This window comes from Peptoniphilus ovalis (genome assembly GCF_018919265.1).
In the GTDB taxonomy this organism is placed as follows: Bacteria; Bacillota; Clostridia; order Tissierellales; family Peptoniphilaceae; genus Peptoniphilus_A; species Peptoniphilus_A ovalis.
The window spans coordinates 475,830-502,431 of the sequence record NZ_JAHLQO010000001.1 but is presented as its reverse complement, the minus strand read 5'-3'; the positions used below and the strand labels follow the sequence as shown (position 1 = coordinate 502,431).

Genomic DNA, 26,602 nt, shown 5'->3' with positions numbered 1-26,602 from the left:
CTACTGTTGGTGCTTGTGTTGTTTCGTCTGCTTTTGCTACTGTTGCTTTTGCTTCGTCTGATGCTTTCTTTCCATCTTCTTGAGCTTTTGCTTTTACTTCTGCACCTTCTGTTAATTCTTTGTCTGCTGGGACATCTACACTCCAGTTTCCTTCTCCATCTGCTTTTGTTGTTAACTCTGTTCCATCTGGTAGGGTTACTGTTACATCTGATCCTGCTGGAGCAGTTCCTTTTATTGTTTTGTCTCCTGCTTTTGGTTCAGTTACTGTTGGTGCTTGTGTGGCTTGTTGTGTAGGTTCTCCCCATACAGCATATACAGTTTTTGCATCTGTTACATTTTCAAGTATTCCGTCTTCTGCTTCAGTTGCATCTGGTGTACTTGCCCAACCTTTAAACTCTTTTCCTTCTAATGTTGGATCTGTTGGTGCAGTTACTCCGTCAGTAACATCATCAGTTTTTGTCTTGCTTCCATCATCAAATGCTCCGCCATTTGCATCAAAAGTGATAAGTTTTTCTTCTGACCATATAGCATATACTACTTGGTGTGTTGGAACTTGAGTTGTAGCTGTGAATTTTTCTGCTTCTGTAAGTGCTTCATAATCAGCTGCTTTGACAACAGTTTTACCTAATTTAGTCTTTCCAGCTTCTGTTGCCCAACCTAGGAATGTTTTGTCATCTGCTTTTGGTGCTTCTGGGAATTTATCTCCTGTTGCAGTATTTGCTCCTGCTCCTTCAAATCCGTTGGCTACATAACCATCTTCTTCAAAGAATTTTTCATTATCTGGTACAACTTTAATTGCTTTTGTCTTTGTATCTGCAAAAGATCCATCTGTCGAATCAAATAATACTCTTGTCTTTACTCTTGATTCAATCCAGTCTGATGGTAATGCTGAACCATTTGAAGAATTAAAGATAAGCTTCATATCTTTTTTAAGTTCTAGTCCAGCACCTGCCGGTGTACTATCTTTGAATTCACTTATTTGCGTTAAGTCTAGATCGTATAGATATGCATCATGATCTGTTCCTTTAACATTTACAACTTTTGTTACATCTTTACCTTTTATATCACCATTATTATCGTACTCATTACTTTCAGAGTCTGCTTTTCCAACATAAGTTATATTTTCTGGATTGATATAACGCATTCTTACTTTTGCACCTTCATATTTTGCAAAACCAAGGATGTGTGATGTTTTTGTCATAAATTTAGTTGCATCAGTTTCAACTCTTGAATCTTTATACCAATCATCATATCCATCGGCATAATCATTAGTATAAATTTCTTGGTAAGGCACATAAGTTGATTTTTCAATACCAATTTGAGATAAATCTTCTGTATGGTCTACCCATGCCATTCTAGTATATTTTTCATCAAGCTTGTTAAGTGATTTATACTTAAATGATGAAGTTAAATTTTCTTGTTTTACACCATTTTCATCATAAGCTTCAACGATAATATCACTTCCTGGTTTTAATTTTTTTGTATTAATCCAAAAGTTACCACCAGTAGATGTAATAGATTTATTTGGAACCCCTGTTAGAACTTTATCTTTGTCATTATAATTCCAAAGTGCTTTTGGCGTAAAATCTAGTTCTGATTCAGTTCCATCAGCAAGAGTATATTTAAGTTTGAAGCTTCCTTTATTTCCTTTCTTATAAAGGTGCATATTAATATTTCTATCTTTTTCAAGCTTTAATGTCGCAGCCCCTTCATTTAATTTAGAGCCATTTTTCATTTCCATAAAGTTTACTGGACCTTCATGATTTCCAGAATCTGGTATATAAATTCTTAATTTTTCACCATTAGAAATCTTAGCTCCTTCACGTAGACTAAATTCAAATACACCATCAGCTAGTTGTTTAATTTTTTCAAATCCATTATCGGAACCTTTGTATCCTGCATAGTATCCTTGGAAACGTCTAAGAAGGGCTTCTTCTGGATTACCTACTTGGATAATAATTTGATTGCTTTCAGGTTGTTGTGTTGTATCAACAATGTATGATTCCCCTGCATAAGAAACATAATCATCATCATAGTCTTTTTCAAAAATTGTCCAACCTTTTGGATTTGTTTCTATCCATCCAGTCATTATAGAGAAGTTAACTTTTGTAGTGCCTGTTGTTTGGAAAGTTTCTTGGAATTTTTCCTTATCTACTACATAGTCGATAGCTGTAAAGTAAAAACCATCTAAACTGATTTTTCTATTCATCTTATCAACAGATACTACGCTTACACCCTCTTTAGTAAAGTTAGATTCTCCAATTACTATATATGCAAGTTTTCTATCTTCTGAATAATTAATATTTTCCTTTTTTATAGGAACTCTAACTTGTTTATCATATTCTGTTCTATCAGACTTTAATAAGTTTGTATAAGCAATGTTACCTTGAGGATCTTCTTTGAAATATTCTACAAACCTTGCGTCAAATACTTGAGCAAAACCAGTTGGTTTGCCATCTGTAGTGTTACCTGGTGCTGTTCCTCTCTCTCCTTGATACTGAGTTCTTACAAGACCAAGATTTGAAGAATCTGCATATCCGTCAGGATTTGCTATAAACTCAGAAAGGAATGATCGTTGTACAGCAAGATAATCACCTGTTTTTTGCATAGGTCCTTTTTTAAATAGAGTATCAATCTTATCTTCTAACGAAACCGATGTTGTTCTTGTATAAGTTGAATAGTCAAGAGCTGATTTACCTGGAGCAAAAGCATAAATTCTTTGATTCTTTGCATCAACCAGTCTCATTTGAATTAAATAATTCTTTTTGCCAAGGTTATTTAAATTTACTCCATCTTTTAAAACAAGGTTTATTGGTAAATTATTCTTATTTTGCGTCCTTTCTGCAATCATTTTAGCAACAGATAACAATTTCTCGTTCTTTCCAGGTGCTGTTGTAAATTTATACTCTACTCCTTTTTCAGTAATTCCTTTTGACTTTTCCCAGTCAATAGCATTATATAAGTCATCGTCAAATCTAAATAGAGCTTGCTTCCAAACAGCAGAAACTGCTGAAGATTTTTCCATATAAGATAATCTTAAATTTGTTCTGCCCTCTTCGTCAACAAATGTACCTTCATATGTGAAATCTACAATTTCAATAGGATCAGATGTAGTTACTCTAACAAGCTTTTGCTTTGGATTAGCTTGACTGATTCCCCAATAGTTAACATCATCTTCTGACATCTCATCCTTGTCCCAGTTGTTTTCACTCACTAGATTTTTTGGATATTGTGCAGCTGCTACTGCATTACTTACCAATTCCTTACCTAATTCTAAACTTTGATCAGATATTACTGCGTAAGGTGTGTTATTTGCAGCAAAAACTGGTGTTGCAGCACCAACTATAGGTGCAGCTATCATCGTTGCCGCTAAAGATAGCGTCAACGTTTTTCTAATTCTGACCTCATTTTTCTTATTTTTCTTCAAAATGTTCCTCCTAATAAAGTTAGTAGTCTAATTTTATAGATTAACTATTCAATAAGTTATTATATTCTCTACTAATTTCTTGATTATTATTACATTCTATATCTATTTTGTTTTGTATTTGATTTTGATCGCGATAAATCAACACTTAAATATTTTTATTTAGTTTTTGTTAATTATTTTAGATTATTACTTACTTTAAAGATTTTTTTATTTTATACTTTTTTAACTACAATAAATTAGCGTTGAATTCTATTTTTCATATTCAACTTTCGATTACTTTAGTTGTTGTTAAATATTGTTATGCTCTTTACCATATGGCTGCCATTTTTCCAAAGCTTTCAAAGGTTGTAAAGATTTGTTAAAATAGTGTGGGAGGTCATTATGCCAATACTTAGTTTAACAGATATAAAAAAATCATATATTGATGAAGAAACTATTAAATCAGCAAGTTTAATAGTTGAAGAAAGGGATAAAATTGGCCTTATTGGAGTTAACGGAAGTGGTAAGTCCACTCTTTTTAATATAATCACAGAAAATATTTCCTATGACCATGGCGAAATCTTCAGAAAGAAAGATTTAAAAATAGGTTATCTCGAACAACAACTAAATTTAAATGTTAATGGAAATATTTATGAAAATTGTCTCTACATATTTAGAGATTTAATTGAACTTGAGAAAAGACTCAGAGCTCAAGAAGAAATTATTGCAGAAAATCCTTCAAACTTGGAAGAAGAATTAAATAAATATCAAAAACTACAAGATGAGTTTCACGAAAGAGATGGATATTCTTATCATTCAAAAATTCGCGGTACATTAATTGGACTTGGCTTTAGTGAAGATGACTTTGAAAAAGAAATCTCTACCCTTTCAGGTGGACAAAAATCTCGTGTAGCACTTGCAATGCTTCTACTTGAAGAGGCAGACATCTTGCTACTTGACGAGCCCACAAACCACTTAGACATTGGAGCAATCTCATGGCTTGAAAAATATTTAAAAGAAATAAACAAAGCTGTGATATTAATAAGTCACGACAGATATTTTCTCAATAATATAGTAGGAAAAATTGTCTTACTTGAAAATGGCTTGACAAAAACCTACAACGGAAATTACGACAATTATATCAAGCAGCGTAAAAAAGATTTCGAAGTTTTAAAAAGACAATACGAAGATCAACAAAAGGAAATTAAAAGACAAGAAGAAATAATTAAGAGATATTTAAACCTTGGTCGCGACAGATTTATTAAACAGGGCAAGAGCAGAAAGAAAATGCTAGACAGAATGCAAAAAATCGAAATGCCAAAGGACAATAAAAAGACCAATCTTAGATTTAGTACTAATAAAGTTTCAGGTAAAGACGTACTTAGAATCGAAAATCTTTCCAAATCCTTTGGCGATCATTTGGTTTTTGAAAATCTAAATGCTGAAGTCTATAAGGGAGATAAAATTGGACTAATTGGTCCTAATGGAGTTGGCAAATCAACTCTATTTAAAATAATTGAAGGCGGACTTCAACCAGACACTGGAGAAGTAATAATTGGATCCAATGTGGATATCGCATACTTTTACCAAGAGATGGACAATTTAAATTTAGAAAACACAGTAATGGATGAGATATGGGATGAATTTCCAAAGCTTGAACATTTTGACATTCGTAAATATTTGGCAGAGTTTTTATTCGTTGGAGATGATATATTTAAAAGCATCTCTGAACTTTCTGGCGGAGAGAGAGGAAGACTTTCACTTCTTAAAATAATGTTAAAGGGTGCAAATTTCCTAGTACTTGACGAGCCTACAAACCATTTGGATATTGACTCTAAAGAAATACTTGAAGATGCTCTGGATAAATACGACGGCACTGTGCTTTCAATATCTCACGACAGATATTTCTTAAACAAGACTTCAAATAAAATCTTTGAAATGACAAGCACTGGAATAAATGTCTTCTTGGGCGATTACGATTACTATGTTGAAAAGACAACTGTGACTGAAGACTTTGATGATGAGTATGTATCAAAGACTGAAATTGCCAAGAAAAAGAAAGAAGACAGAGAAGAAAGAGAAAAAAATAAAAAACTTCGCAAAGAAAGAGAAGCAATCGAAAAAGAAATAGAAAAATTAGAAGAAGAGTTATCCACAATTGATGAAAAACTTGCAGATAACAACACTTATGAAGATTACGAGCTGGCAAATGAATTATCAAAATCCCGTGAAACCCTTGCAAACACTTTGGAAGAGCTTTACGAAAATTGGATGGAATTAGAAGAAAGTTAAAAAGTTTTAAACAAAATATTCCACAAGCCCAAATGTGATATACACTTTATCCCCAAAGTTATACACATTATCCACAGAATAATAAACATTTATTTCAAAAAACAGTCAACATTTCATCAACATTTTAAAAAAAATAAAATTATGCACAGGTTTTCGCATAGTTTTCACATTTTTTATTGATATTTTACAAAAAATATACAATTTTATCCACAATTTCATGAATTTATCCACTTTTGTGGATGAAAATGCAAAAAAAGAGCTTGATTTACAAAAATCTAAGCTCTTTTGTTTTTATAAAATAACAAAATTTACAATTATTATATTTTTCTAGGATTTAATTGATAATTTGACTATAGAATGGGACAGTCCCCAGTATTTATCTTCTATTTGATTTTGTCCACTATTTTTCACCAATAATCCCATTTCAAATATATCTACTAATTATATCATTAACATCTCTATCATTTCATCTGCTGGATCCAAAATTTCTATATGTGTAAGTTTTTCAAGTTCTTCTTTTATATATGGAAAATGTGTACAGCCTAGAATTATTAAGTCTAATTTATTTTCTTGAATTTCATTAAAATAATAAAAAAGCTTACCTAGTGCAAGTTTATTCACAATCTCTTCAGGACTTATTTTCTTTTCAATTTCTTCTACTATTCCTAGATTTCCCATTGTTATTGTATTTCTAAATTCTTCTTTACAGATTATTTTATCTATTTCGTGAGCTGATTTTGAATTTGCTGCTAGTATTGCTACATTTTTATATTTTTTATTGAGATTTTTGTACACATCAATTGGAGTTATTATTTCCATCTTTGTTTTTTCTCTTAAATATTCTAAATCCACAGATCCTGAAAGTGAATTGCAGTAGATAAATACTTTTTCAGCACCCAATGTTTTGGACTCTTCTATTTTTTCTTCTACTATTTTTGTGAGTTCTTCTACTGAATAGTATTGTAGTTTTGATTGCTCCTTTGGATTTTTTGATATTGGATACATTATTGACTCTATATTATTTTCCAAGAGTAAGTCTCTTCCCATTTTTGTATCTACTTCTGTTCCAGCAAATACTGCTACTTTCATTTTATTCTCCTTTTAAGTATGCCCAGTTAAGCGCACCCTTTAATACTTCGTACTTTATTTCACTAGCTTTTCTTATCTCGCCATCAATATTATATAGAAATTCTCTGTCTGATTTTATAATGCCGCTAGTGGTCTTTATTTCTCTTATTCCCTTTCGTCCAAGGTGCTTTCCCTTTTTATATGCCATTATTAATGTTGCAAGTTTAATAAGACTCATCTTTTCGCCAAGAATTAAATTTAAAATTCCATCGTCAATTTTTCCATTTGGCGAAGGATTAAATCCATTTCCATAGTATGAGCCGTTGCAAAGTGCTGAGATTAAATAATCTCCTTCTATATTAATCTCTCCATCTTCTGTCTTTGCAATTATATTGAGCTTTGTGTTTTCTAGATTTACTATGCTCTTAAAAACTCCGTATATATAAGATAGATTTGCCCCTGCATTTTTTCTCTTCATGTAGTCATAAGCATAGACTAGGACATTTGTGTCAAAGCCTAGGCTTGCTATATTTATTGAAATTTCGTCATTTATTTTCATGAGGTCAATCTTTTTAATTTTTTCTATTTTAAAATTTTCTATATCAAAATCAGTATAATCAAAATTCTTAGAAAAGTCATTGGCAGTACCCATTGGAATTAGCGAAAGAGCAGTTTTACTTCCTGCAAGTTCTCCAGCCGATTCAGAAAGTGCTCCATCTACTCCAAGAATTATTATTACATCGACTTTGTCCCTGTACTGTCTTGCAAATTTTTTAACATCGTCTTTATTTTTTGATATTTTTATTTCATCTGTACTAAAATTTTTCAAAAGTTTTTCGTAAGCTATTTTGTAGTCGCTTTTTCCTGATTTTGAACTTATGATAAATAATTTTTTCATTACTTCACCAATATCATTATAATAAATAGAAATTTCTTAAACAATATTTAACAATTTCTTTTTTGGGTAAAAATAGGTAAATGGAGGTACTGATATGAAATGGAGAGGTAGAAGACAAAGTTCTAATATTGGAAATAGTGGTAGAGGTCGTGGTGGAGGCCTTGCTCTTGGTGGCGGCGGATTAATTGTTGCTCTTATTGTATTTTTACTTACAGGAAGCCCATCTCGAGCAATTTTATCAGGTCTTGGAAGTGGAAGTAGACAAACTCCAACTACTCAGGAATATAATTTAACTGAAAAAGAGCAGGAACTCTACGATTATTCTGCAGTTGTCCTTGCTGATACAGAAGATGCTTGGACAGAAATTTTGAAAACTCATGATATTAAGTATAGAGAGCCAAAGCTAAATATTTTTAAAGATGTTGTGCAAAGTGGTTGTGGAACTGCTCAATCAGGAATGGGACCTTTTTATTGCTCAAGAGATGAGTCCATTTACATGGATCTTTCCTTCTACGACAGTTTGATCAATGACTTTGGTGCAAAGGAAGGCGATTTTATCTTGTCTTATGTTATAAGTCACGAAGTTGGTCATCATGTGCAAAATTTAACTGGAATCATGGGACAATATCAAGAACTGATGCAAAAGATGTCTGAAGAAGAAAGAAATGCTCTTACAGTTAGACTTGAGCTTCAAGCGGACTACTTGGCAGGAGTAGTCGCAAGATATCAAGCTGACAAGGGATATCTTGAACCTGGAGATATGGAAGAGGCGATATCAACAGCTTGGTCTATTGGAGATGACACGATACAAAAGAAATCTCAAGGATATGTAAGACCAGAATCCTTTACACATGGGTCAAGTGAGCAAAGAACTCGATGGTTTAAAAAGGGTTATGAAGCTGGAGATTTATCTGGTTGGGATACATTTAATACAAATAATTTGTAGGAGAAAGTGAGGGTTTTTTAACTCTCACTTTTTTTAATTGAAATTTTAAAATTTTATTTTTATATAACTATTTAATTCTTATTCTAAAATTAAGATTTTATTTTAATTTGGAGGGGCATTAGGACGTTGCGAGCGTCCTTTGCCCCTCCAAGCCACCCCAAAACACCTTGACGCGCTGGTTGTCCAAAAATTAAGCCCTTGCTAAATTTTCAAAACTCACTCGCTTCGCTCGTTCAAACAATTTGAAAATTTTTTACGCAAGGACTGAATTTTTGCTTATTAGGCACAATTGCTAACGCTAAATTCAAAATAAAACTAATAAAAACGCCACTACTTCTTGAAGTATATCAATATTAACAAAGTTTGCAAATAAATAACCAGATTTTCAGAATGTAGGCAAAAAATCGACTAGGGCAATCCCAGTTGTAAACAGTGCAGCAGGCTGCCCTTTAATGGTAGTGAGACGAGTGTCGAAGACACGAGATGAGCGGTTTTCACAATGAAAGCGACTGAAAGGTGCTTGAATTGATGAAAAACCTTATCCAGGGAGCGAATAAAATGCGACTGAATAAGGAGCATTTTAGAGCGAGTCGGAAATGTTGGCAAATTTTAATTTGCATTCTTCACGCCTAATTAATGAGCGTAGCGAAATTAGAGGCGATGAAGAACCAACGGCACAGCGAGGGCTGTCTGCATCTGGAAAAAATGAGGACTTCCTCTCAGTTTTTAAATGGAAAAGTCTCACTTCTATTATTAAGTTTTTTAATTTTATCTCTTAAATTTCTTTTTAACGCTAAAGCTTTACAGGTTAAGGACTAGTCTCGAGCTTTTTTGATTGCCTTTCTCTATATCCTAAAAGAGGACAGCCCCTTTCTAAATTTTTACAATTGATTTTTGTTAGCTTTGTTCATTTATAACTTTTAATTTTAAATTACAAGGGACAGCCCTCGTTGAAAATCAAAACTTTAGAACAAAAGAAAAGAGATGAGAATTTAAAACTCATCCCTTCCTTTTCATAGTAAAATTCTTAATTATCTCAAGTCCAAAAAGTATCACTATACCACCTAAAAATCCCACAAAGCTAAAGTTACTCATATTAAGTGGCTCTGTAAATGAGTTTAAAGTCGTTGGACCCATTATTATTGCATATAAAGACCCTATTATCATTCCAATTATTAGATAAAGCATCTTTGATCTGTGATGTCTCATTTTATCTCTTATCATATTAATTGAAATAAATATCCCAAATATTACTCCAAGTGCCAAAATCATTATGGAAAATATTTTGTCAAAGTTAAATCTTATTATCTCTCCTAATGCTTCTACTACTGGTATATAAACTCCTGCTATTAAAAGTACTGATGAGCCTGATATTCCCGGAAGCACCATTGCAGATATTGCCACTGCTCCTGAGAAAAATAAATAAATTAGCTCCCAAATATTTGGATTATTTAAGTCAAAGTCTCTTATTAGTTTATTTTCACGAAATAACACTAGCATTATTACTACAAAGATTCCAATTAATATGTAATAGAAATCTTTTTTGTTTTCTCTAATTATTTCTAATTCATCTTTTATTACAAAGGGAATTGAAGCTAGTGTCAGTCCTAAAAATATTGACGACATCAAGAAAATCTTCTCTTGAAATAAGTTTGAAAGAAAAAATATGCTGAGAAGTAATCCAAATCCCCAACCTACTCCAAGGTTTGCTAGATATTTAAAGGCTCTTCTTCTCCTTCCACTTCCCTTTTCAAAAAAATAATGAAGTGCATCTATGAATTTGTCATAAAACCCCAGAATAAAGGCAATAGTTCCGCCACTTACTCCAGGCACAGAGTCTGCAATAGACATTGCGAATCCGTGAAAGAAATTTAAAATCATCTTATTCCACCCACTTTTTAATATGATAACATTAAAATATAAAAAATTGGTATTTTTCTAAAAATTAAATAAAAAAGCAAAATCCAAATGGATCTTGCTAATTATTTTTCTTCATCTTCTATTTTATTTTTTATAAAGTCTGTAACCTCAGGCATGAGCTCATCGCTCATTATTCCCAGAACTTTTTCTAAAACTTCTATTTCTGATTTATCTACTCTATCTTTTAATCTTTCTAAAACTGTGTGTACATAGGCTGTCTTCATGTCATTATATTTGTAGAACTTATCAGTACATTCTAGATAAAATTCTCTTCTATCTTCTTGTGACTGAACTTTTCTTAAATAGCCTTTTTTCACAAGTTGTGAAATTTTATAAGCTATATTTGGATGAGAAATTTCCAAGAATTCTGTAACCTCACTTACTTTAGGTCTATTCAGACAGTGAATAACTTCTATTGTAAATGTTTCAGTCGCTGTTAATGTAGCTTCTCTGTCTTGTAGGTTAGCAAACATATTTTTGTATAAATTCAACTTAAATTTATCATAAACTTCGTTGAATCTCTCATCTAACATATTATCCTCCTAAGCTAATGCAAAGGAAATCTCACAAGTCATAACCCTTTCATCTTCGCCATCAGAATTTTTACGAGTAATGATTCCTTCGGCGAATCCAAGATTTTTAACTGTTTTAATCATCTCACATTTTACTTTTAAGACATCTCCTGGGCTAACTTCTTTATAAAATCTCGCCCTTTTAACTCCTGCAAGCACTGCAATTTTATCCCTATTTTCTAACAATAGACAAGTTGCTCCTACTTGTGCTACTGTCTCTATTTGTAGTACTCCTGGCATTAGAGCCTTCTGAGGGAAATGACCTTGAAAATAAAAATCCCCATTAGAGACGCATTTTATTCCCACTGCATATTTATCTTTTTGTAATTCTATTATTCTATCAACCATTATAAATGGATATTTATGAGGCAATATTTCTTTTATTTCATCAAAAGTAAGTTCCATATTAAAAACTCCTAAAAACTAGACTGGCATTGTGTCCACCAAATCCCAGTGAATTCTTTAAGAAATAATTTATCTTTCTTTCTTCTGTGTCTGTTACAAAGTTTAGATCACATTCAGGATCTCTATTTTTGTAATTAATTAGAGGTGGTAAAAATCCATTGTTCATTGCAAGTATAGTCATAATGCACTCAACTGCTCCTGACGCACCTAATAAATGTCCAATTTGCGATTTAGATGATGATACGAGGACATCTCTATCGCCAAAAACTTTTTTAATGGCAATAGTCTCGTATTTGTCGTTAAGATTTGTAGATGTTCCATGAGCATTTATATAATCTATTTCTTCTGGACTTAGCTTAGCATCTTTTAGTGCATCTTCTATTGCAAGAGTTGCCATCTCAGCTGATGGACTTGGAGATGTTATGTGATATGCATCACAATTAACCCCATAGCCAGTTATTTCTGCTAAGATTTTTGCGCCTCTTTTTTCTGCACTTTCAAGTGATTCAAGAACTATTACTCCAGCTCCTTCTCCCATGACAAATCCGTCTCTGTCTTTGTCAAAGGGAATGGATGCTCTATTAATATCTGTTGATGTAGAAAGTGCCTTCATTGATGTAAATCCTCCTACACCAAGCTCAGTTATTGAAGCTTCACTTCCCCCACAATATATTATGTCTTGGTATCCGTCCTTAATTGCCCTATAAGCTTCTCCAATTGCATTAGTAGCCGAAGCACATGCAGTTACGTGAGATAGACATGCTCCCTTTGCTCCTAATTCAATTGCCACATTGGCAGCTACTGAGTTAATAATTGCCTTTGTGATAAAGTATGGGCTAAGTTTATCGAATCCTCTTTTTTGCCCTCTAGTGTGGTCAACCTCGATACTTTCTAGTCCTCCAATTCCAGAAGTTATGTAGACTGCTGTGCGTCTTTTGTCGTAATCCAATCCATCTAGTCCTGCATCTACACTTGCTTTTCTTGCTGCTATTAAGCTGTATTGGTTCACCTTATCTAATCTATTAATTTCTTTTCGATTGAAATATTTGCTGGCATCATAATTTTCTAACTCGCCAGCTAGTTTAACCTCACGGTTTATTATATCATAATGAGTGATTTCTTTAATCCCACATTTTTTATTTTTCATAGAATTTATTAATTCTTCTTTAGTTTCTCCAATGGGAGTTATAAAACCTACTCCTGTAACTACTACTCTCATGTATTTAAACCTCCATCTACAGAAATCACTTGACCATTAATATAACTTGCATCATCACTTGCTAAAAATCTTATGACCTTTGCAACTTCAACTGGACTTCCATATCTTTTAAGCGGAATACCTTTTAGCATTTCTTCTTTCACACTATCTGATAATTCTTCTGTCATCTTTGTCTCAATAAAACCTGGTGCAACTGCATTAACTAATACATTTTTGCCGCCAAGTTCTTTTGCCATAGTCTTTGTTAGAGCAATAAGTCCCGCCTTTGATGCTGCATAATTTGCCTGGCCTGGATTTCCTTTAATGCCAACTATTGAAGAGATATTTATAATTTTTCCCTTTCTTTTTTTCATCATTGGTCTTGCAAAAAGTTTTGAAAGATAAAATGCAGAATTTAAATTTGTTTCTATAACTTTTGTAAAATCTTCATCAGTCATTCTAAAAATTAAATTATCCTTTGTTATTCCAGCATTGTTTACAAGAACTTCTACATCTAAATCTTTTACTTCATCAAAGATTTTTTGGCAGTCTTCAAATTTTGACAAATCGCCTTCTACTATTTTCACATCAATATCTTTATATTCATCTTTTAATTTTTCAAGTACATCTTTTTTGCTTCTAGTGTGAAGAATTAAATTGTAGTCTTTTTTCAACTCTTCTGCTATAAAGACGCCAATCCCTCCACTTGCACCACTAATAAAAGCGTAGTTTTTATTTTCCATAATTTTCTCCAAATTCTATTACTTCTTCTTCATTTTTAAGAGAAATAATTTCTATATTTTTAAAATTCTTGGCAATAATTTTTGAAAGCACATCACTTGGTCCAATTTCTATAATTTTGTTCACTCCTGAATTTACTATGTTTTCAAGACAATCATAAAGCCTAACGGGATTTTCAATATGCTTCGATAATACTAATTTTAAATCTTCGCCGCTATATTTTTTTCCAGTTAAGTTTAGATAATAATCTATTTTAGGCTCACTGAAACTTATCTCTTCAAGATAATTTTTGTATTCTATTGCAGCTTCACCCATGTATTTTGTGTGAAATGCACCTGATACTTTCATCTCGATATTTCTGATTTTATTTTCTTTAGCATAAACTTTAAATGCGTCAATATCTTTTTCTTCTCCTGCAATAAGGATTTGTTTTGGCGAATTTATATTGGAGATAAAGATATTAGAAATTTCTGAATTTTTTATAATTTCTTTGACTTCATCTTCGTTTTTGTTCAAAATGGCAAGCATTTTTGAATTGATTTTTTCTCCGCATTCCTGCATTAATTTGCCGCGAATTTTAATAAGTTTTAGTGCATCTTCTGCTGAAATTACATTAGCTGCTACAAGTGATGCGTATTCTCCAAGACTTAAGCCACAAGTTGCATCTATATCAAGCTTTTCTCTTACAATTTTTAATGACGCAAGCTGATAAGCAAGCATTATTGGCTGAAGATTTTTAGTCATGGAAATTTCTTCAAAACTTCCATTTTTTATTATTTCTTCATATTCTTTGATTTCTCCATAAATTTCTGGTGCAACATTTTTTTCAATAAAAACTTTTCCCAAATTTTCGTATTGGGATCCTTGTCCTCCAAAAATTACAGCTACTTTACTCATAAGCACTCCTTAAATAATCAATGTATTCATCAACAGTTCTTAATTCATCAATATTTTTTATATCAGTTCCTGAAAAGAAAAGTCCTTCCTCAATATTTCCCCTAACTGCATTAATTAGAGCTTCGTTAATGCAATAATTTGTATCACGTCTTTTACATGTCTTAATGCAAGCCATACATCTCTTTGGAGGAATATTAACTTCTCTTGCCTTCTTGACAAAATTATTTAATAATCCTCTTGCTGGAAGTCCAACGGGACTTTTTAAAATTGTGTTTTCATACTTGTCTTTATTTTTTAAAAACTCAATCTTTGCATTCCTTTCAAGTCCTGATTCTTCTGTAAATAAAAATCCAGTTCCAATTTGAACTCCAGTTGCTCCATGCTCTAGGGCCTTTTTTATTTTTTCGGGAGTTCCAAAACCTCCGCCGATAAATACTGGGATATCTTTTGCAAAATCTAAAATCTCACGAAGTTCTGCGAATATATCCATATCAAGCTCCTCAACTTTAAATCCAAGATGGCCTCCAGCTTCAGGTCCTTCGAAAACTATAAGATCGGGCTTTCTTTTATAAGCTTGCCATTTTTTCATAATTAGCCTAAGGGCTCTTTTCGATGAAACAATTGGAGCAATTAATTTATCTTCTGAAATATATTTTGGAAGGTCAAGTGGAAGTCCTGCTCCCATTATGACTCCGTCAATGTCTTGAGTGTCTAAAAATTCTAAGTATTCTTCCTTGTGTTCAACTACATTCATTAAATTCGTAAGAATTAGACCATTGCCGTGAGATTTTTCTCTTGCAATTTTTACTTCTTTTGTAAAGGCCCTCTTATTTGCCTCGATAAAATTTTTGTAAAAATCTTCTTCATTGTATCCTGGGTTAACCATAGTAAGAGTTCCTATGCCGCCTCTATTTGCAACTGCACCTGCAAGGTTTCCATTGGAAATCCCTATTGCCATGGCACCTTGAATTATGGGGATGTCTATAGATTTATCCCTGATTTTTATAGCCATTTTTAACCTCATCGTATTCCCTAAAGATTCTTTCGATAAATTCTTTTACTGGCACAATTTCATTAAATCTTCCCACGTCAAGTCCTGTCATTACAGAGCCTTCAACTACATCGCCTTCTTTTACAGCTTTACGAAGTCTTCCTATTGTAAAATATTCTAATTCTTCTAAGGAATTTGATTTTTCAAGATTTTTATAATCTCTTGTCATTTTATTTTTAAGAAGTCTCATTGGCACATTATTATTTCCAATAACTGTTACCTTTGATGAAGTTGATTTTAAAAGGATATTTTTATAATTTTCATGAGCTGGGCATTCCTCTGTAAATAAAAATCCTGTTCCAATTTGCACTCCACTTGCACCTAAAATTTCTGCTGCAAAGATTTCTCTACCTGATGCAATTCCTCCTGCTGCAATTATTGGTCTATCAGTTGCATTAACAGCTTCAGGGATAAGAGTTATTGTAGTCATTTGTCCAATATGACCACCTGCTTCCATTCCTTCAGCAATATATGCTGTTGGATTGTAATCTTCGTATCTTTTTATTTGCACTGGCGATGCTATAACTGGGATTACTTTTATTTCCTTTTCCTTAAAAATATCAGCATACTTTCCGTAGCTTCCAGCACCAATAGTTAGAATTTTTACATCTTCTTCTAAAATTACTTTTACTAAATCATCAGTGTCTGGTCTTAACATCATTAGATTTACTGCAAAAGGTTTTTTGGTTTTTGCTCTTAAGTCCCTTATGTTATCTCTTAAATCTTCAGCACTCATGCCGCCTGATCCAATTACTCCAAGTCCACCAGCTTCACTTACTGCAGCTGCAAGTTCACTTGTTGCAATATGAGCCATTCCGCCCTGAATTATGGGATATTTTATTCCTAATAATTTTTCTAAATTCATCTCAACACTCCATTAAAATACTTACAACAGAAAGGCCTGCGCCAAATCCTGACATTAAAAGTATTTCTCCATCTTTAATCTTCTCGAAATTTTCTGCAATAACTATTGGTATAGTTGCAGCCGATGTATTTCCATATACATCTAAATTTGAAAAGCTTTTATCTTCATCAATTTCTAAGTTTTTAAGTACTGAATTTATAATTCTATAATTTGCCTGATGAAGAATTATTTTATCTATTTCATCTGGTTTTAAATCACTTTCGCACATGAGTTTTTTTAGGGATTTTGGGACTTCTTCTACTGCAAAGCGGTATACTTTTTTGCCTTCCATAGTTATAGTCTCACCTTCGTAGAGATTTAATGTATTTTCGTGATTTAATGATTTAGTATCAGAAATAAATAATTTTTCATTTTTCTCAACTATGACTCCCGCTGCTCCATCTCCAAATAAAATTGCAGTTGATCGGTCAGAAAAGTCCATGTAATCTGAAATTTTTTCGCATGCAAATATAAGTGCCTTTCTTCCCTTTTCTAGATATTTCTCTGCCAAAATTAGCGCCGCAGAAAATCCAGCACAGGCAAGATTTATGTCAAGGCACAGTACATTTTCATTTGCACCAATTGTTTCTCTTGCAATTGATGAAAGTGATGGCATTCTTCTCTTAGTTGAAAAGCTTGCACAGATTATTAAATCTAAATTTTCTATATCACTTTTAAAATTTTTCACAAGTTTTTTTGTCATTTCTTCAGTGTCAAGTTCTGTGAAAAATCTCGTCTTAATTCCTGTTCTTTTCTCTATCCAATCTGAACTGGTGTCCAGTCTTTCTTCGAAATAAAGATTATCTCTTTTAATTTCTAAGTCTAAATTTTTTGATTCTATAAATTTTAAACCCATTAAACACCAATCCTTCTAAACCTTTTATACCTGTCACTTATAATCTTTGTTGGCGAATAAATTCTATATTCATCAAGTGATTCAAAAATAATTCTCTTTAAATCGCTAAGGTCAATTTTGTTGTCATTTTCTTTTACAATTCCATCTATTATTCCATCTTCATAGAGATTATCTGCAGTAAGTCTCATAAGCTCAGCTGCATCATACTTTTTATTTACATCTTTGTATAAAATTGTGGCAAATCCTTCAGGAGAAAGAATGGAATAAACTGCACCACTTGCCATGTAAACTTTATTCGCAAGTGCAAGAGCCAATGCTCCACCTGATCCACCTTCGCCAATTATAAAAGCAATTGTAGGAACCTTTAGTCCCGCCATTGTAATTAATGAATCTGAAATAAGCTGATGTTGACCACGCTGTTCTGCTTCAACTCCAGGAAATGCTCCAGGTGTGTCTACAAAAGTTATGACAGGTCTTTTAAATTTTTCTGCTTGTTTCATAAGTCTAATTGCTTTTCTGTAATCGTGAGGATTAGGCATTCCAAAATTAGTTCTCAGGCTTTCCTCAGCATCAGCACCTTTTTGAATTCCAATAAAAGTAACTCTGTGGTTTTTAATTCCATTAGATAAACTTCCAATGCCGCCAATTATTGCTTCAGAATCTCCATAAGCTCTGTCGCCCTTTAGATAAATATATTCATCAAAGATTTTTTCGATTATTTCCTTTGCTCGAGTTCTTTCACTTGACCTTGCGTTTATAACTTTTTTATATGCGTCCATTGTCACCTCTGTGAAGTTTTAAAATCTTTCCCAAAACTTCTTTCTGATTCTTCCTTTCAACAATCATGTCTAAAAATCCAAACTCAAGTAACTTTTCTGCACTTTGAAAACCCTTAGGAAGTTCTTCGTGAAGAGTTTCTTTTATAACCCTTGGCCCAGCAAATCCTATCCTTGCACCTGGCTCTGCTAAATTAATATCTCCAGCCGATGCAAAGCTTGCGCTGACTCCACCCATTGTAGGATTTGTCATAAGACTTATATAAAGTCCTCCGCTTTCAGAAAAGTTTGAAAGTGCAAGAGAAACTTTTGCCATTTGCATTAGAGAAAAAATTCCCTCTTGCATTCTTGCTCCACCACTTACAGAAACTATAATTATTGGAAGTCTCTTTCTGTTTGCGTATTCAATCATCTTAGTAAGCTCTTCGCCCACATAAGTTCCCATACTTCCCATCATGTAGTCATGTTCCAAAACTGCAATAACTACATTTGAACCTTCAATAGTTCCTCTTGCAATGGAGATGGCCTCATCAAGTCCTTTAATCTTTTTATTTTTATAATTTGGAAAATTTATGGGATTTAGATGCTTGCTGCCAAAATTAATAGAGCTATATCCCCTGTCTAAGAGCAGCTCAAATCTATCTTCTCCAGACATTGGCATATAGCTGTCACAATAGGGACAAATGTGTAAATTATTTCCACTCACTTCTCTCTTACAAGATTTACAAATAAGTTTTTCTTCTTTTGCTTTTGTTTTTGTAATATTTGCAAGATTTCTTATGGATTTAAGAAGACTTTTTCTCTTTGTAAGATCCTTTTTATTCATAATCTACTACCTCCCTCATTCTCTCTATGAGGACTGTTTCCTTATTATTTATAAAGTTTGTGTGAATATTTCCCCTGATAAAATCGAAATCAAATAAAATTGCATAGCAAAATCCAAGATTGGTTTCGATTCCTTCGATTACAGTTTCTTCAATTGCCCTTCTCATTTTCTTTATTGCAGAAAGTCGGGTTCTGTCCTTTACAATAATTTTTCCAATCATTGAGTCGTAATAAATAGGCACATTAATTCCCTTATAAATACTTGATTCAAATCTCGTGTCCATTCCACCAGGCTCTAAGAAAAATGTAATCTCTCCTGCTGATGGTCTGAAGTTTTCGTAAGTATCAACTGCATTTACACGAACTTCCATTGCATGCCCATCTATTTTCACATCTTCTTGATTAATAGAAAGTCCAAGCCCTGATGCGATTCTAAACTGCTCTTTTATTATGTCTACACCAGTAATCATCTCTGTGACAGCATGCTCAACTTGAAGTCTTGTGTTCATCTCCATAAAATAAAAATTTTCATTTTGATCAACTAAGTACTCAACAGTGCCTGCACCTTTGTAGTTTGTCGCTTTAACGCATTTAATACTTGCATCATAAAGTCTATTTTTTAAATCATCTGAGATAAAATTGCAAGGTGCCTCTTCAATTATCTTTTGATTATTTCTCTGAATACTGCATTCTCTTTCGAAGAGATGAATTGCATTTTTTCCATCAGAAAGAATTTGCACCTCAATATGTCTTGGTCTCTCAATTAATTTTTCAATGAAAATTTCAGAACTGCCAAAGGAAGACTTGGCTTCACTTTTTGTAAGCTCTATTAAATCCATTAAGTTTTTCGATGAATCAACTCTTCTCATTCCCTTTCCACCGCCGCCATTCCTAGCTTTAAGTAGAACTGGATAGCCAATTTCTTCTGCAATTTTTTTAATGTCTTTTAAATTTTTATCATTTATTTCAATTCCATCAGCTATTGGCACCTCTGCCTCTTTCATAATTTTTTTAGCTTCGATTTTATCAGACATTTTTCTAATAAGGTCTGATTTAGGCCCAATAAAAACAAGGCCCGCATCTTCTACGGCCTTGGCAAATTCATAGGATTCTGATAAAAATCCATATCCTGGATGTACGCTATCGCAGCCACTTGATAGTGCCGCAGTAATAAGTGCGTTTATGTTTAAGTAAGTGTCTTTTGGAAATCTATCACCAATGCAAATTGCCTCATCTGCAAGATAAACAACCGCCTGGTCTTCATCTTCCTTTGAATAGACAATAGTTGTCTTAATGCCAAGTTCTCTAGCAGTTCTAAAAATTGAAAGAGCACACTCGCCACGATTTGCTATTAAAACTTTTTTTAACATATTTTCTCCAATTTAAAAATAGCTTTATTGTATTCAACAAATTCTTCATTTTGAACAAGACATTCAACTATCTTGCAGTCGTAGGGGGCTTTGACTTCGTTCATCATCTTCATAGCTTCTATGATGCACATTGTGTCTCCCTTTTTTAGTGTTTTTCCAACTTCGGCAAAGGCCTCGGACTCTGGATCCTTAGCCTTGTAAAAAATGCCTAGTAGTGGAGCTTTAAAGATTTCTACATTTTCATTATCTTCTTCATTATTTTCCAATGAGTTTTCTGTATTTATGTCAATGTTTTTGAAAGATGTGTGATTTGGATTTTCATTGGAAATACTTTTATCAAGAGTAAGAGCAAAACCTTCAAAGCTAATATCTAAATGATTGATTTTTGAATTTTCTAAAGCCTTTATTAATTTGGAAGTTAATTCAAAATATTTTTCCATCTTATTTATTTGTAAACTTTAGTAAGTCGTCAACTGTCTTTAAATTTTGGAAATCATCATCAGCAATTTCAATCCCAGCTTCTTCTTCAATAGCCATGGAAAGCTCAACTGCATCAAGAGAGTCAAGACCTAAATCATCTTGTAAATTTGATTCTAATTTAATTTCTTCCTTATCAATTCCAAAGTTTGAACTAATAATTGATTGTAATTTTTCTAAATTCATTTCATCCTCCATATTTTTTTACTTAAAAATTTTTATGTACTGATTTTATTATATAGAGATGTAAATGTCAATTATTTAAATATTTTTATTTAATATTTAGTCGTAAAAAAAGCAGCCCTAAGGCTGCTAACTAATTTCTAATTAATCTAAATAAAATTTATCTTCTTCTTTATCATTTTCAAAATCACTTGGTTCGTAAGGATAGTTTTCCTCAATATAATCTAAATAAATATCTGAAAGTCTTGCAACAAATCCTGGAAGTAAGAAAACTAAAATTATTAGATAAATTGCCAAAATTCCAAATAATAAAAATGCTAAGGAATTAACATCTCCATTAGCTCCTCCCAATACAATAAAAAGAACTAAAAGTATTGGTAACAAATAATATTTAAGAGCAAGTACTAAAGTTTTGCCTGATAGTTTAAATCCAGTCTTTATAACTAATCCTAAAGTTTCAATAAAGCCAAGATTTCTAAATCTCCTATCTGAAAGTACAAAGTTAATATGTGCAGTTAAAAGATAAAAAATTCCGTAAAGTAAAATCACAAAAATCACAAAATAAATTGTCATATCTCCACTATTTAAAATTGCAGCAGAAATAATAGTTCCTGTTCCAAGAAGTATTCCTATTCCAGTTAAGAGTATGTACACAGCTAAGTTTACAACTATTACCTTTAAATTTATTAATCTAATATTTGAAAGATAATCTGACACACTTCCCATTCGAGTGTTTAATAGTCCTGCAAAAATTATGAAATTTCCAATTGATCCTACAATTCCTGTAATAATAGTGGCAAGATTAGAATCTTCTCCTATTATTACTTCTGATAGAGCTGCAATTATTCCAACTGCTACAAGTATAAAAAATATCGATGAATATCTGTATTCTCTTAAATCATTTTTTAACATAATGACCTCCTGATAAATTTATACCCATTACAAAATAAAATTTTCAAAAAATGATTAATTATATTATAGAAAAAAGCAGCCAAAGCTGCTAATTAATTTAAAATAATTTCTTCTTTAAATTTTACATCGCCATTAGAATAGCCTTTAATATATTCAATATAAAAATCAGATAACCTAGCATAATAACCTGGTAATAATAACCAAAGTGCAAAAATTGAAACTCCTAGTAATATAAAAGAAATTTCTATTAGAAATTCAATTGAAAATAATGCTCCTAATACAACTAATCCCATTAAAAATATTATAAATCCATAATATTTTAGTGATAGTATTAAAGTTTCTTTAAAAAGAGATTTTCCTGTTTTAAAAATTATACTAATAGTTTCAACAATTCCGCATTCTTTAAATCTTTTATCAGCTAGAACAAAATTCATATATGCAGTTAATAAATATACCACTGCACTAAATAATAAAAATAATCCAATAAAAATTAAATCATTTGAACTTAATTTTGCGATTGAATCTGTCATCGGTCTTGGTGATGATGAATTGAATATCATTGGAATTCCCACAAGAACTTCAAGAAAACTAAATCCTAAAGAAATTACAAGATTGATGACCAAAGCCTTTAAGGTAAAAGTTTTTAGAGTTGATAAATATTTTGTAAATCCACCCATTCTATTATTTAAAAGTCCTGCGGCAACTGCATAACTTCCAAAAATTCCTATGAAATCGGCAAAAATATTATAAATATAAGAATTCCTATTAAAAAAAGCTCCTATAATTCCTGTAAAAATACTAACTGCAAGAAATGTTAAAAAAATTGATGAGTATCTATACTCACGAACTTCTCTACTTTCCATAATATCCTCCTTTAATTTTATTTTTATCATTAAAAATTAATATGTATTATTGCCTTTATCATATATTTATAACAATAATATGTAAAGGTTTTTATTAAATGCAATTTATTAAAACTTGAAAATTATTTTTAAATCTCAATTTCTTCGAAGCCTCTTAATTAGAAAATTAAATTTATTTTAATAATCAAAAATTAAAAATTATCAAATGTTTTCACGAATTTTTTAACTTGCAATCACCTTTAAACTTGTATTATAATTAATCAACTTTACATTTTTATCACAGTAAAGAATATTAAAAAGAAAGAGGAGGACGAAATGAAAAGAATTTATAATTTTTCTGCAGGACCATCTACTCTTCCGGTAGAAGTTCTAGAAAAAGCACAAAAAGAAATGTTAGATTACAATAATTCAGGCATGTCAGTTATGGAGATGAGTCATCGCTCCTCCTTTTATGACGACATCCATAAAGAAGCTAAGAAGGACCTTATAGAATTAATGGGACTTTCTGATGATTATGAGCTTTTATTTTTACAAGGTGGAGGCTCAACTCAGTTTGCAATGATTCCAATGAATTTACTAGATAAAGAAGACGTTGCTTCTTATTTAATTACTGGTTCTTGGGCTGATAAGGCATATAAAGAAGCAAAGAAATTTGCAAAGCCTGAAATTTTAGCATCTTCTAAGGAAGATACTTATACCTATATCCCAGAAATCAAAGAAGAAGAAATGGATGTAAATTCTAAATTTTTATATCTTTGTGTGAACAACACAATTTATGGAACTAGAATTGCTCCAGAAAAAATCGACAAATTAACTAAACCCCTTGTTGCAGATATTTCATCGAATATTTTGTCTGAAAAATATGACTACAATAAATTTGATTTAGTATTTGCAGGTGCACAAAAAAATCTTGGACCAGCAGGAGTTACAATTGTTGCTCTTAAAAAAGGTTTAATTAAAGAAGCGAGAGAAGATATTCCTACTATGCTTTCTTACAAAACTCATGCAGATAAGGATTCACTTTACAACACTCCACCATGTTATTCAATTTATATAACTGGTCTTGTGGCTAAGTGGATTAAGAAAATGGGCGGAGTTGAAGGAATTGAAGCTATAAACAAAGAAAAGGCAAAACTTCTTTATGACTTCATCGACAATAGCAAAATCTTTAAAAATAACATCAAGGTTGAAGACCGTTCCCTAATGAATGTTGTCTTTGTAACTGGCAATGATGAACTTGATGCTAAGTTTGTAAAGGGTGCTAAAGAAAAGGGTCTTGAAAATTTAAAAGGTCACCGTACAGTTGGCGGAATGAGAGCAAGTATTTACAATGCTATGCCAATAGAAGGAGTTAAGGCCTTAATCGATTATATGAAAGATTTCGAAAGGGAAAATAGGTGATAAGAATTGAAAAGAAATTATAAAATTAAAACTATAAATAATATTTCTAAAAAAGGTCTGAATCTTCTTCCTGAAAATTTTAATTACAATGCAGAAGAAGAAAATCCAGATGCAATTTTAGTTAGAAGTGCTGATTTACACGACATGGACTTTCCAGAAAATGTGAGATACATTGGTCGTGCTGGTGCTGGAACAAATAATATTCCCGTAAATAGATGTGCAGAAATGGGAATTGTAGTTTGTAATGCACCTGGAGCAAATGCAAATGCAGTTAAGGAACTTGCTCTTACAGGAATGCTTCTAGCTTCAAGAGATATAATTGGAGCAGCTAATTGGGCAAATAATTTAGAATGCCACGACAATATTAAAAAAGATGTTGAAGCTGGCAAAAAAGCATTCGCTGGTCCTGAATTAAAGGGCAAAACTCTTGGAGTAATAGGCCTTGGTGCAACTGGTCAGCTCGTTGCTTCAGCTGGAGTGGATATGGGAATGAAAGTTATCGGTTATGACCCTTTTCTTTCTATAAAAAATGCACTACATCTTGATAATAAAGTTGGATACACAGAAGATATCAAAGAAATCTTTAAAAATGCCGACTATATTTCTCTTCACATCCCATACAGCGAAGCTACAAAAAATATAGTAAATGGCGAGCTTTTTGAGATTGCAAAAGACGGACTTGTGCTACTTAATATTGCACGTGGAGGACTTGTTGATATTGAAGCACTTGAAAAATACCTTGAAAATGGCAAGGTTAAAAAATATGTCTGCGACTTCCCAGATGAGGAGACAATAAATCTAAAAAATACAATTAACCTTCCTCATATTGGTGCATCTACTCCAGAATCAGAAGAAAATTCTGCAAAAATGGTTGTAGAAGAATTAGTAGACTTTTTAGAAAATGGAAATATAAAAAATTCTGTAAACTTTCCAAATATGGACATGGGAAAATGCAATAGTGCTCACAGAATTCTTGTACTGCACCAAAATATCCCAAGCATGATTGCACAGATAACAACAATACTTGCAGATGAAAAGGTAAATATTTCTGATTTACTTAATCGCCACAAGGATAAATGGGCTGCAACTATGATTGACATTGACTCAGAAGTTGATGAAAATCTAAGAACTAAACTCTACGGCATTGAAGGTGTAGTTAGAGTTAGGTTGATTAAGTAGGTGCCCTATGATAATTAGAGGATTTAAAGCAGTTAGACCTAAAAGAGAATTCGCAGAAGAAGTTGCTGCACTTCCCTATGACGTCTATTCAGTTGATGAAGCAAGAGAAATAATAAATAAAAATCCAAAGTCCTTCTTGCAAGTTGATCTTCCAGCAGCAACACTTGATGAAGATAGAGAAAACCTAAATGAAGTTGCTCTTTCAAATTTCAACTCTTTAAAAGATGAGGGATATTTCTACAAAGAAGATAAAAACAAATTATATATCTACCAGCTTACAATGAAGGGAAAATCTCAAGTAGGCCTTGCGGCTTGTTCTTCAGTTGATGAATATTTAAATGGCAAAATTAAAAAGCATGAATTCACTAGAAAAGAAAAAGAAGCAGACAGAATAAATCACGTAGATAAACTTGACGCCAATACAGGACCTATATTTTTAACATATAGAGCTGTAGATGAGATAAATAAAATTATAGAAGAAGAAACTTCAAATGCACCAGAGCTAGACTTTACAACAGAAGATGGAGTAAATCATAAAGTTTGGACTATTAATGATATTACAAAAGTTTCAAAATTAATAGAAGAGTTTAAAAATGTTGAAAACTTCTATATTGCAGATGGTCATCACAGATGTGCTTCAGCCGCAAAAGTTGGTGTAAAAAGGCGAGAAGAGCATAAAGACTACACTGGCGAAGAAGAGTTCAATTATTTTCTCTCTATTTTATTCCCATCAAATGAAGTTGAAATAATGGATTACAACAGAGTTGTAAAAGATTTAAATGGATTAACTGAAGAAGAATTCTTAGAAAAATTAAAAGAAAACTTTGAAGTTGAACTTTCAAAAACTTCACCATATAAACCTGAAGCTAAGGAAAACTTTGGACTCTATTTAGATGGCAAATGGTATAAACTAAAGGTCAAAGAAGAATTTGTAAAAGACGATATAATAGAAAGACTTGATGTATCAATCCTACAGAACCTAGTACTTGATAAGATTTTGGGAATCAAAGATCCAAGAACAGATGCGAGAATTGATTTTGTGGGAGGCATAAGAGGACTAAAAGAGCTTGAAAAGAGAACAAGAGAAGATATGAAAATAGCCTTTGCACTTTACCCTACTTCACTTGATGAACTCTTTGAAGTTGCAGATGCAGGCGAAGTAATGCCACCTAAATCAACTTGGTTTGAACCAAAACCACTTTCAGGACTTTTCATTCACGAATTAAAATAATAAATAAATCCTTCCCCGAGAAATCGGGGATTTTTTTATTGCAAAAACTCTTTTCATTTAATTTATAAAGACTTCACATAGAGTTCAGATAAGAAATATTTCCACTTCAAAGTGTGATTTTATAATGTAGATACAAATTAAAGAAATGAAGATATTAAAAAATTGGACAAAGTTCAATTAATACGATAGATTAAGATTTTCCATAATCTGTAATTATCCTTAAAGCAGATT

Annotated in this window: 24 protein-coding genes; 5 read left to right on the top strand and 19 right to left on the bottom strand. The window is 32.1% G+C overall.

The window, feature by feature from the left end; genetic code table 11:
- Window positions 1–3,427: InlB B-repeat-containing protein (locus KQI68_RS02320; RefSeq protein WP_216548502.1), on the bottom strand; the 3,427-nt coding region annotated here is incomplete at its 3' end.
- Between the two features lie 381 nt (window positions 3,428–3,808).
- On the opposite strand from KQI68_RS02320, the gene KQI68_RS02315 reads away from it, so the two are divergent.
- Entirely contained in the window at window positions 3,809–5,698 is a 1,890-nt protein-coding gene (locus tag KQI68_RS02315; RefSeq protein ID WP_216548501.1) for an ABC-F family ATP-binding cassette domain-containing protein, read from the top strand.
- A gap of 441 nt (window positions 5,699–6,139) precedes the next feature.
- Here the strand turns inward: KQI68_RS02315 and KQI68_RS02310 are convergent, their stop codons facing one another.
- Both KQI68_RS02310 and KQI68_RS02305 read right to left on the bottom strand, forming a co-directional pair.
- Window positions 6,140–6,787: an aspartate/glutamate racemase family protein gene (locus KQI68_RS02310; protein WP_216548500.1), complete on the bottom strand. Its 648-nt coding sequence runs from the start codon at window positions 6,785–6,787 to the stop codon at window positions 6,140–6,142.
- A 1-nt stretch (window position 6,788) separates the two neighbouring features.
- Window positions 6,789–7,664, bottom strand: a complete 876-nt coding sequence (locus tag KQI68_RS02305; RefSeq protein WP_216548499.1) for a diacylglycerol/lipid kinase family protein — start codon at window positions 7,662–7,664, stop codon at window positions 6,789–6,791.
- A gap of 94 nt (window positions 7,665–7,758) precedes the next feature.
- Between KQI68_RS02305 and ypfJ the strand changes: the two genes are divergently transcribed.
- Window positions 7,759–8,610 (top strand): KPN_02809 family neutral zinc metallopeptidase, encoded by an 852-nt coding sequence (ypfJ, locus tag KQI68_RS02300; protein ID WP_216548498.1) that lies wholly within the window; start codon window positions 7,759–7,761, stop codon window positions 8,608–8,610.
- A gap of 999 nt (window positions 8,611–9,609) precedes the next feature.
- On the opposite strand, the gene KQI68_RS02295 is transcribed toward ypfJ, so the two are convergent.
- The 16 genes from KQI68_RS02295 to KQI68_RS02220 all read right to left on the bottom strand — a co-directional run bounded on the left by KQI68_RS02295 (window position 9,610) and on the right by KQI68_RS02220 (window position 22,560).
- Window positions 9,610–10,491 (bottom strand): DUF368 domain-containing protein, encoded by an 882-nt coding sequence (locus tag KQI68_RS02295; protein ID WP_216548497.1) that lies wholly within the window; start codon window positions 10,489–10,491, stop codon window positions 9,610–9,612.
- A gap of 101 nt (window positions 10,492–10,592) precedes the next feature.
- A complete protein-coding gene (locus tag KQI68_RS02290) occupies window positions 10,593–11,063 on the bottom strand; it encodes a MarR family transcriptional regulator (RefSeq protein WP_216548496.1) in 471 nt (156 codons plus the stop codon).
- A gap of 9 nt (window positions 11,064–11,072) precedes the next feature.
- Window positions 11,073–11,507: a 3-hydroxyacyl-ACP dehydratase FabZ gene (gene fabZ / locus KQI68_RS02285; protein ID WP_216548495.1), complete on the bottom strand. Its 435-nt coding sequence runs from the start codon at window positions 11,505–11,507 to the stop codon at window positions 11,073–11,075.
- Between the two features lies 1 nt (window position 11,508).
- Complete coding sequence (gene fabF / locus KQI68_RS02280) at window positions 11,509–12,726, bottom strand: beta-ketoacyl-ACP synthase II (RefSeq protein WP_216548494.1); 1,218 nt, start codon at window positions 12,724–12,726, stop codon at window positions 11,509–11,511.
- On the bottom strand, window positions 12,723–13,448 hold the full coding sequence (fabG, locus tag KQI68_RS02275) for a 3-oxoacyl-[acyl-carrier-protein] reductase (protein WP_216548493.1): 726 nt from the start codon (window positions 13,446–13,448) through the stop codon (window positions 12,723–12,725). Before fabG ends, fabF begins: the two co-directional genes overlap by 4 nt.
- On the bottom strand, window positions 13,438–14,343 hold the full coding sequence (locus tag KQI68_RS02270) for an ACP S-malonyltransferase (RefSeq protein WP_216548492.1): 906 nt from the start codon (window positions 14,341–14,343) through the stop codon (window positions 13,438–13,440). Before KQI68_RS02270 ends, fabG begins: the two co-directional genes overlap by 11 nt.
- Window positions 14,336–15,355 carry an NAD(P)H-dependent flavin oxidoreductase gene (locus KQI68_RS02265; protein WP_216548491.1) on the bottom strand — a complete coding sequence of 340 codons (1,020 nt, stop codon included), beginning with the start codon at window positions 15,353–15,355 and terminating at the stop codon, window positions 14,336–14,338. Before KQI68_RS02265 ends, KQI68_RS02270 begins: the two co-directional genes overlap by 8 nt.
- Entirely contained in the window at window positions 15,333–16,259 is a 927-nt protein-coding gene (locus KQI68_RS02260; RefSeq protein ID WP_216548490.1) for a nitronate monooxygenase, read from the bottom strand. Before KQI68_RS02260 ends, KQI68_RS02265 begins: the two co-directional genes overlap by 23 nt.
- A gap of 1 nt (window position 16,260) precedes the next feature.
- Window positions 16,261–17,154 (bottom strand): ketoacyl-ACP synthase III, encoded by an 894-nt coding sequence (locus KQI68_RS02255; RefSeq protein ID WP_216548489.1) that lies wholly within the window; start codon window positions 17,152–17,154, stop codon window positions 16,261–16,263.
- Window positions 17,154–17,933 (bottom strand): carboxyl transferase domain-containing protein, encoded by a 780-nt coding sequence (locus tag KQI68_RS02250; protein WP_216548488.1) that lies wholly within the window; start codon window positions 17,931–17,933, stop codon window positions 17,154–17,156. The genes KQI68_RS02255 and KQI68_RS02250 overlap by 1 nt, the downstream gene beginning before the upstream one ends.
- On the bottom strand, window positions 17,920–18,756 hold the full coding sequence (locus KQI68_RS02245; protein ID WP_216548487.1) for an acetyl-CoA carboxylase carboxyltransferase subunit beta: 837 nt from the start codon (window positions 18,754–18,756) through the stop codon (window positions 17,920–17,922). The genes KQI68_RS02250 and KQI68_RS02245 overlap by 14 nt, the downstream gene beginning before the upstream one ends.
- A complete protein-coding gene (locus KQI68_RS02240; protein WP_216548486.1) occupies window positions 18,749–20,125 on the bottom strand; it encodes an acetyl-CoA carboxylase biotin carboxylase subunit in 1,377 nt (458 codons plus the stop codon). Before KQI68_RS02240 ends, KQI68_RS02245 begins: the two co-directional genes overlap by 8 nt.
- Window positions 20,119–20,565: an acetyl-CoA carboxylase biotin carboxyl carrier protein gene (locus KQI68_RS02235; RefSeq protein WP_216548485.1), complete on the bottom strand. Its 447-nt coding sequence runs from the start codon at window positions 20,563–20,565 to the stop codon at window positions 20,119–20,121. The genes KQI68_RS02240 and KQI68_RS02235 overlap by 7 nt, the downstream gene beginning before the upstream one ends.
- Before the next feature lies 1 nt (window position 20,566).
- Window positions 20,567–20,788, bottom strand: a complete 222-nt coding sequence (locus KQI68_RS02230) for an acyl carrier protein (protein ID WP_216548484.1) — start codon at window positions 20,786–20,788, stop codon at window positions 20,567–20,569.
- A 141-nt stretch (window positions 20,789–20,929) separates the two neighbouring features.
- Window positions 20,930–21,697 carry a hypothetical protein gene (locus KQI68_RS02225; RefSeq protein ID WP_216548483.1) on the bottom strand — a complete coding sequence of 256 codons (768 nt, stop codon included), beginning with the start codon at window positions 21,695–21,697 and terminating at the stop codon, window positions 20,930–20,932.
- A gap of 92 nt (window positions 21,698–21,789) precedes the next feature.
- Window positions 21,790–22,560 carry a hypothetical protein gene (locus tag KQI68_RS02220; protein WP_216548482.1) on the bottom strand — a complete coding sequence of 257 codons (771 nt, stop codon included), beginning with the start codon at window positions 22,558–22,560 and terminating at the stop codon, window positions 21,790–21,792.
- A gap of 315 nt (window positions 22,561–22,875) precedes the next feature.
- On the opposite strand from KQI68_RS02220, the gene serC reads away from it, so the two are divergent.
- Genes serC through KQI68_RS02205 form a run of 3 tightly spaced genes read left to right on the top strand, consistent with a single transcriptional unit; the run spans window position 22,876 to window position 26,371 of the window.
- Window positions 22,876–23,961 (top strand): 3-phosphoserine/phosphohydroxythreonine transaminase, encoded by a 1,086-nt coding sequence (serC, locus tag KQI68_RS02215; protein WP_216548481.1) that lies wholly within the window; start codon window positions 22,876–22,878, stop codon window positions 23,959–23,961.
- Window positions 23,962–23,967: 6 nt separating this feature from the next.
- Window positions 23,968–25,140, top strand: coding sequence for a phosphoglycerate dehydrogenase (locus KQI68_RS02210; RefSeq protein WP_216548480.1), 1,173 nt, complete (start codon window positions 23,968–23,970; stop codon window positions 25,138–25,140).
- 7 nt (window positions 25,141–25,147) lie between these two features.
- Complete coding sequence (locus KQI68_RS02205; RefSeq protein WP_216548479.1) at window positions 25,148–26,371, top strand: DUF1015 domain-containing protein; 1,224 nt, start codon at window positions 25,148–25,150, stop codon at window positions 26,369–26,371.
- The last annotated feature ends 231 nt before the right edge of the window (window positions 26,372–26,602 follow it).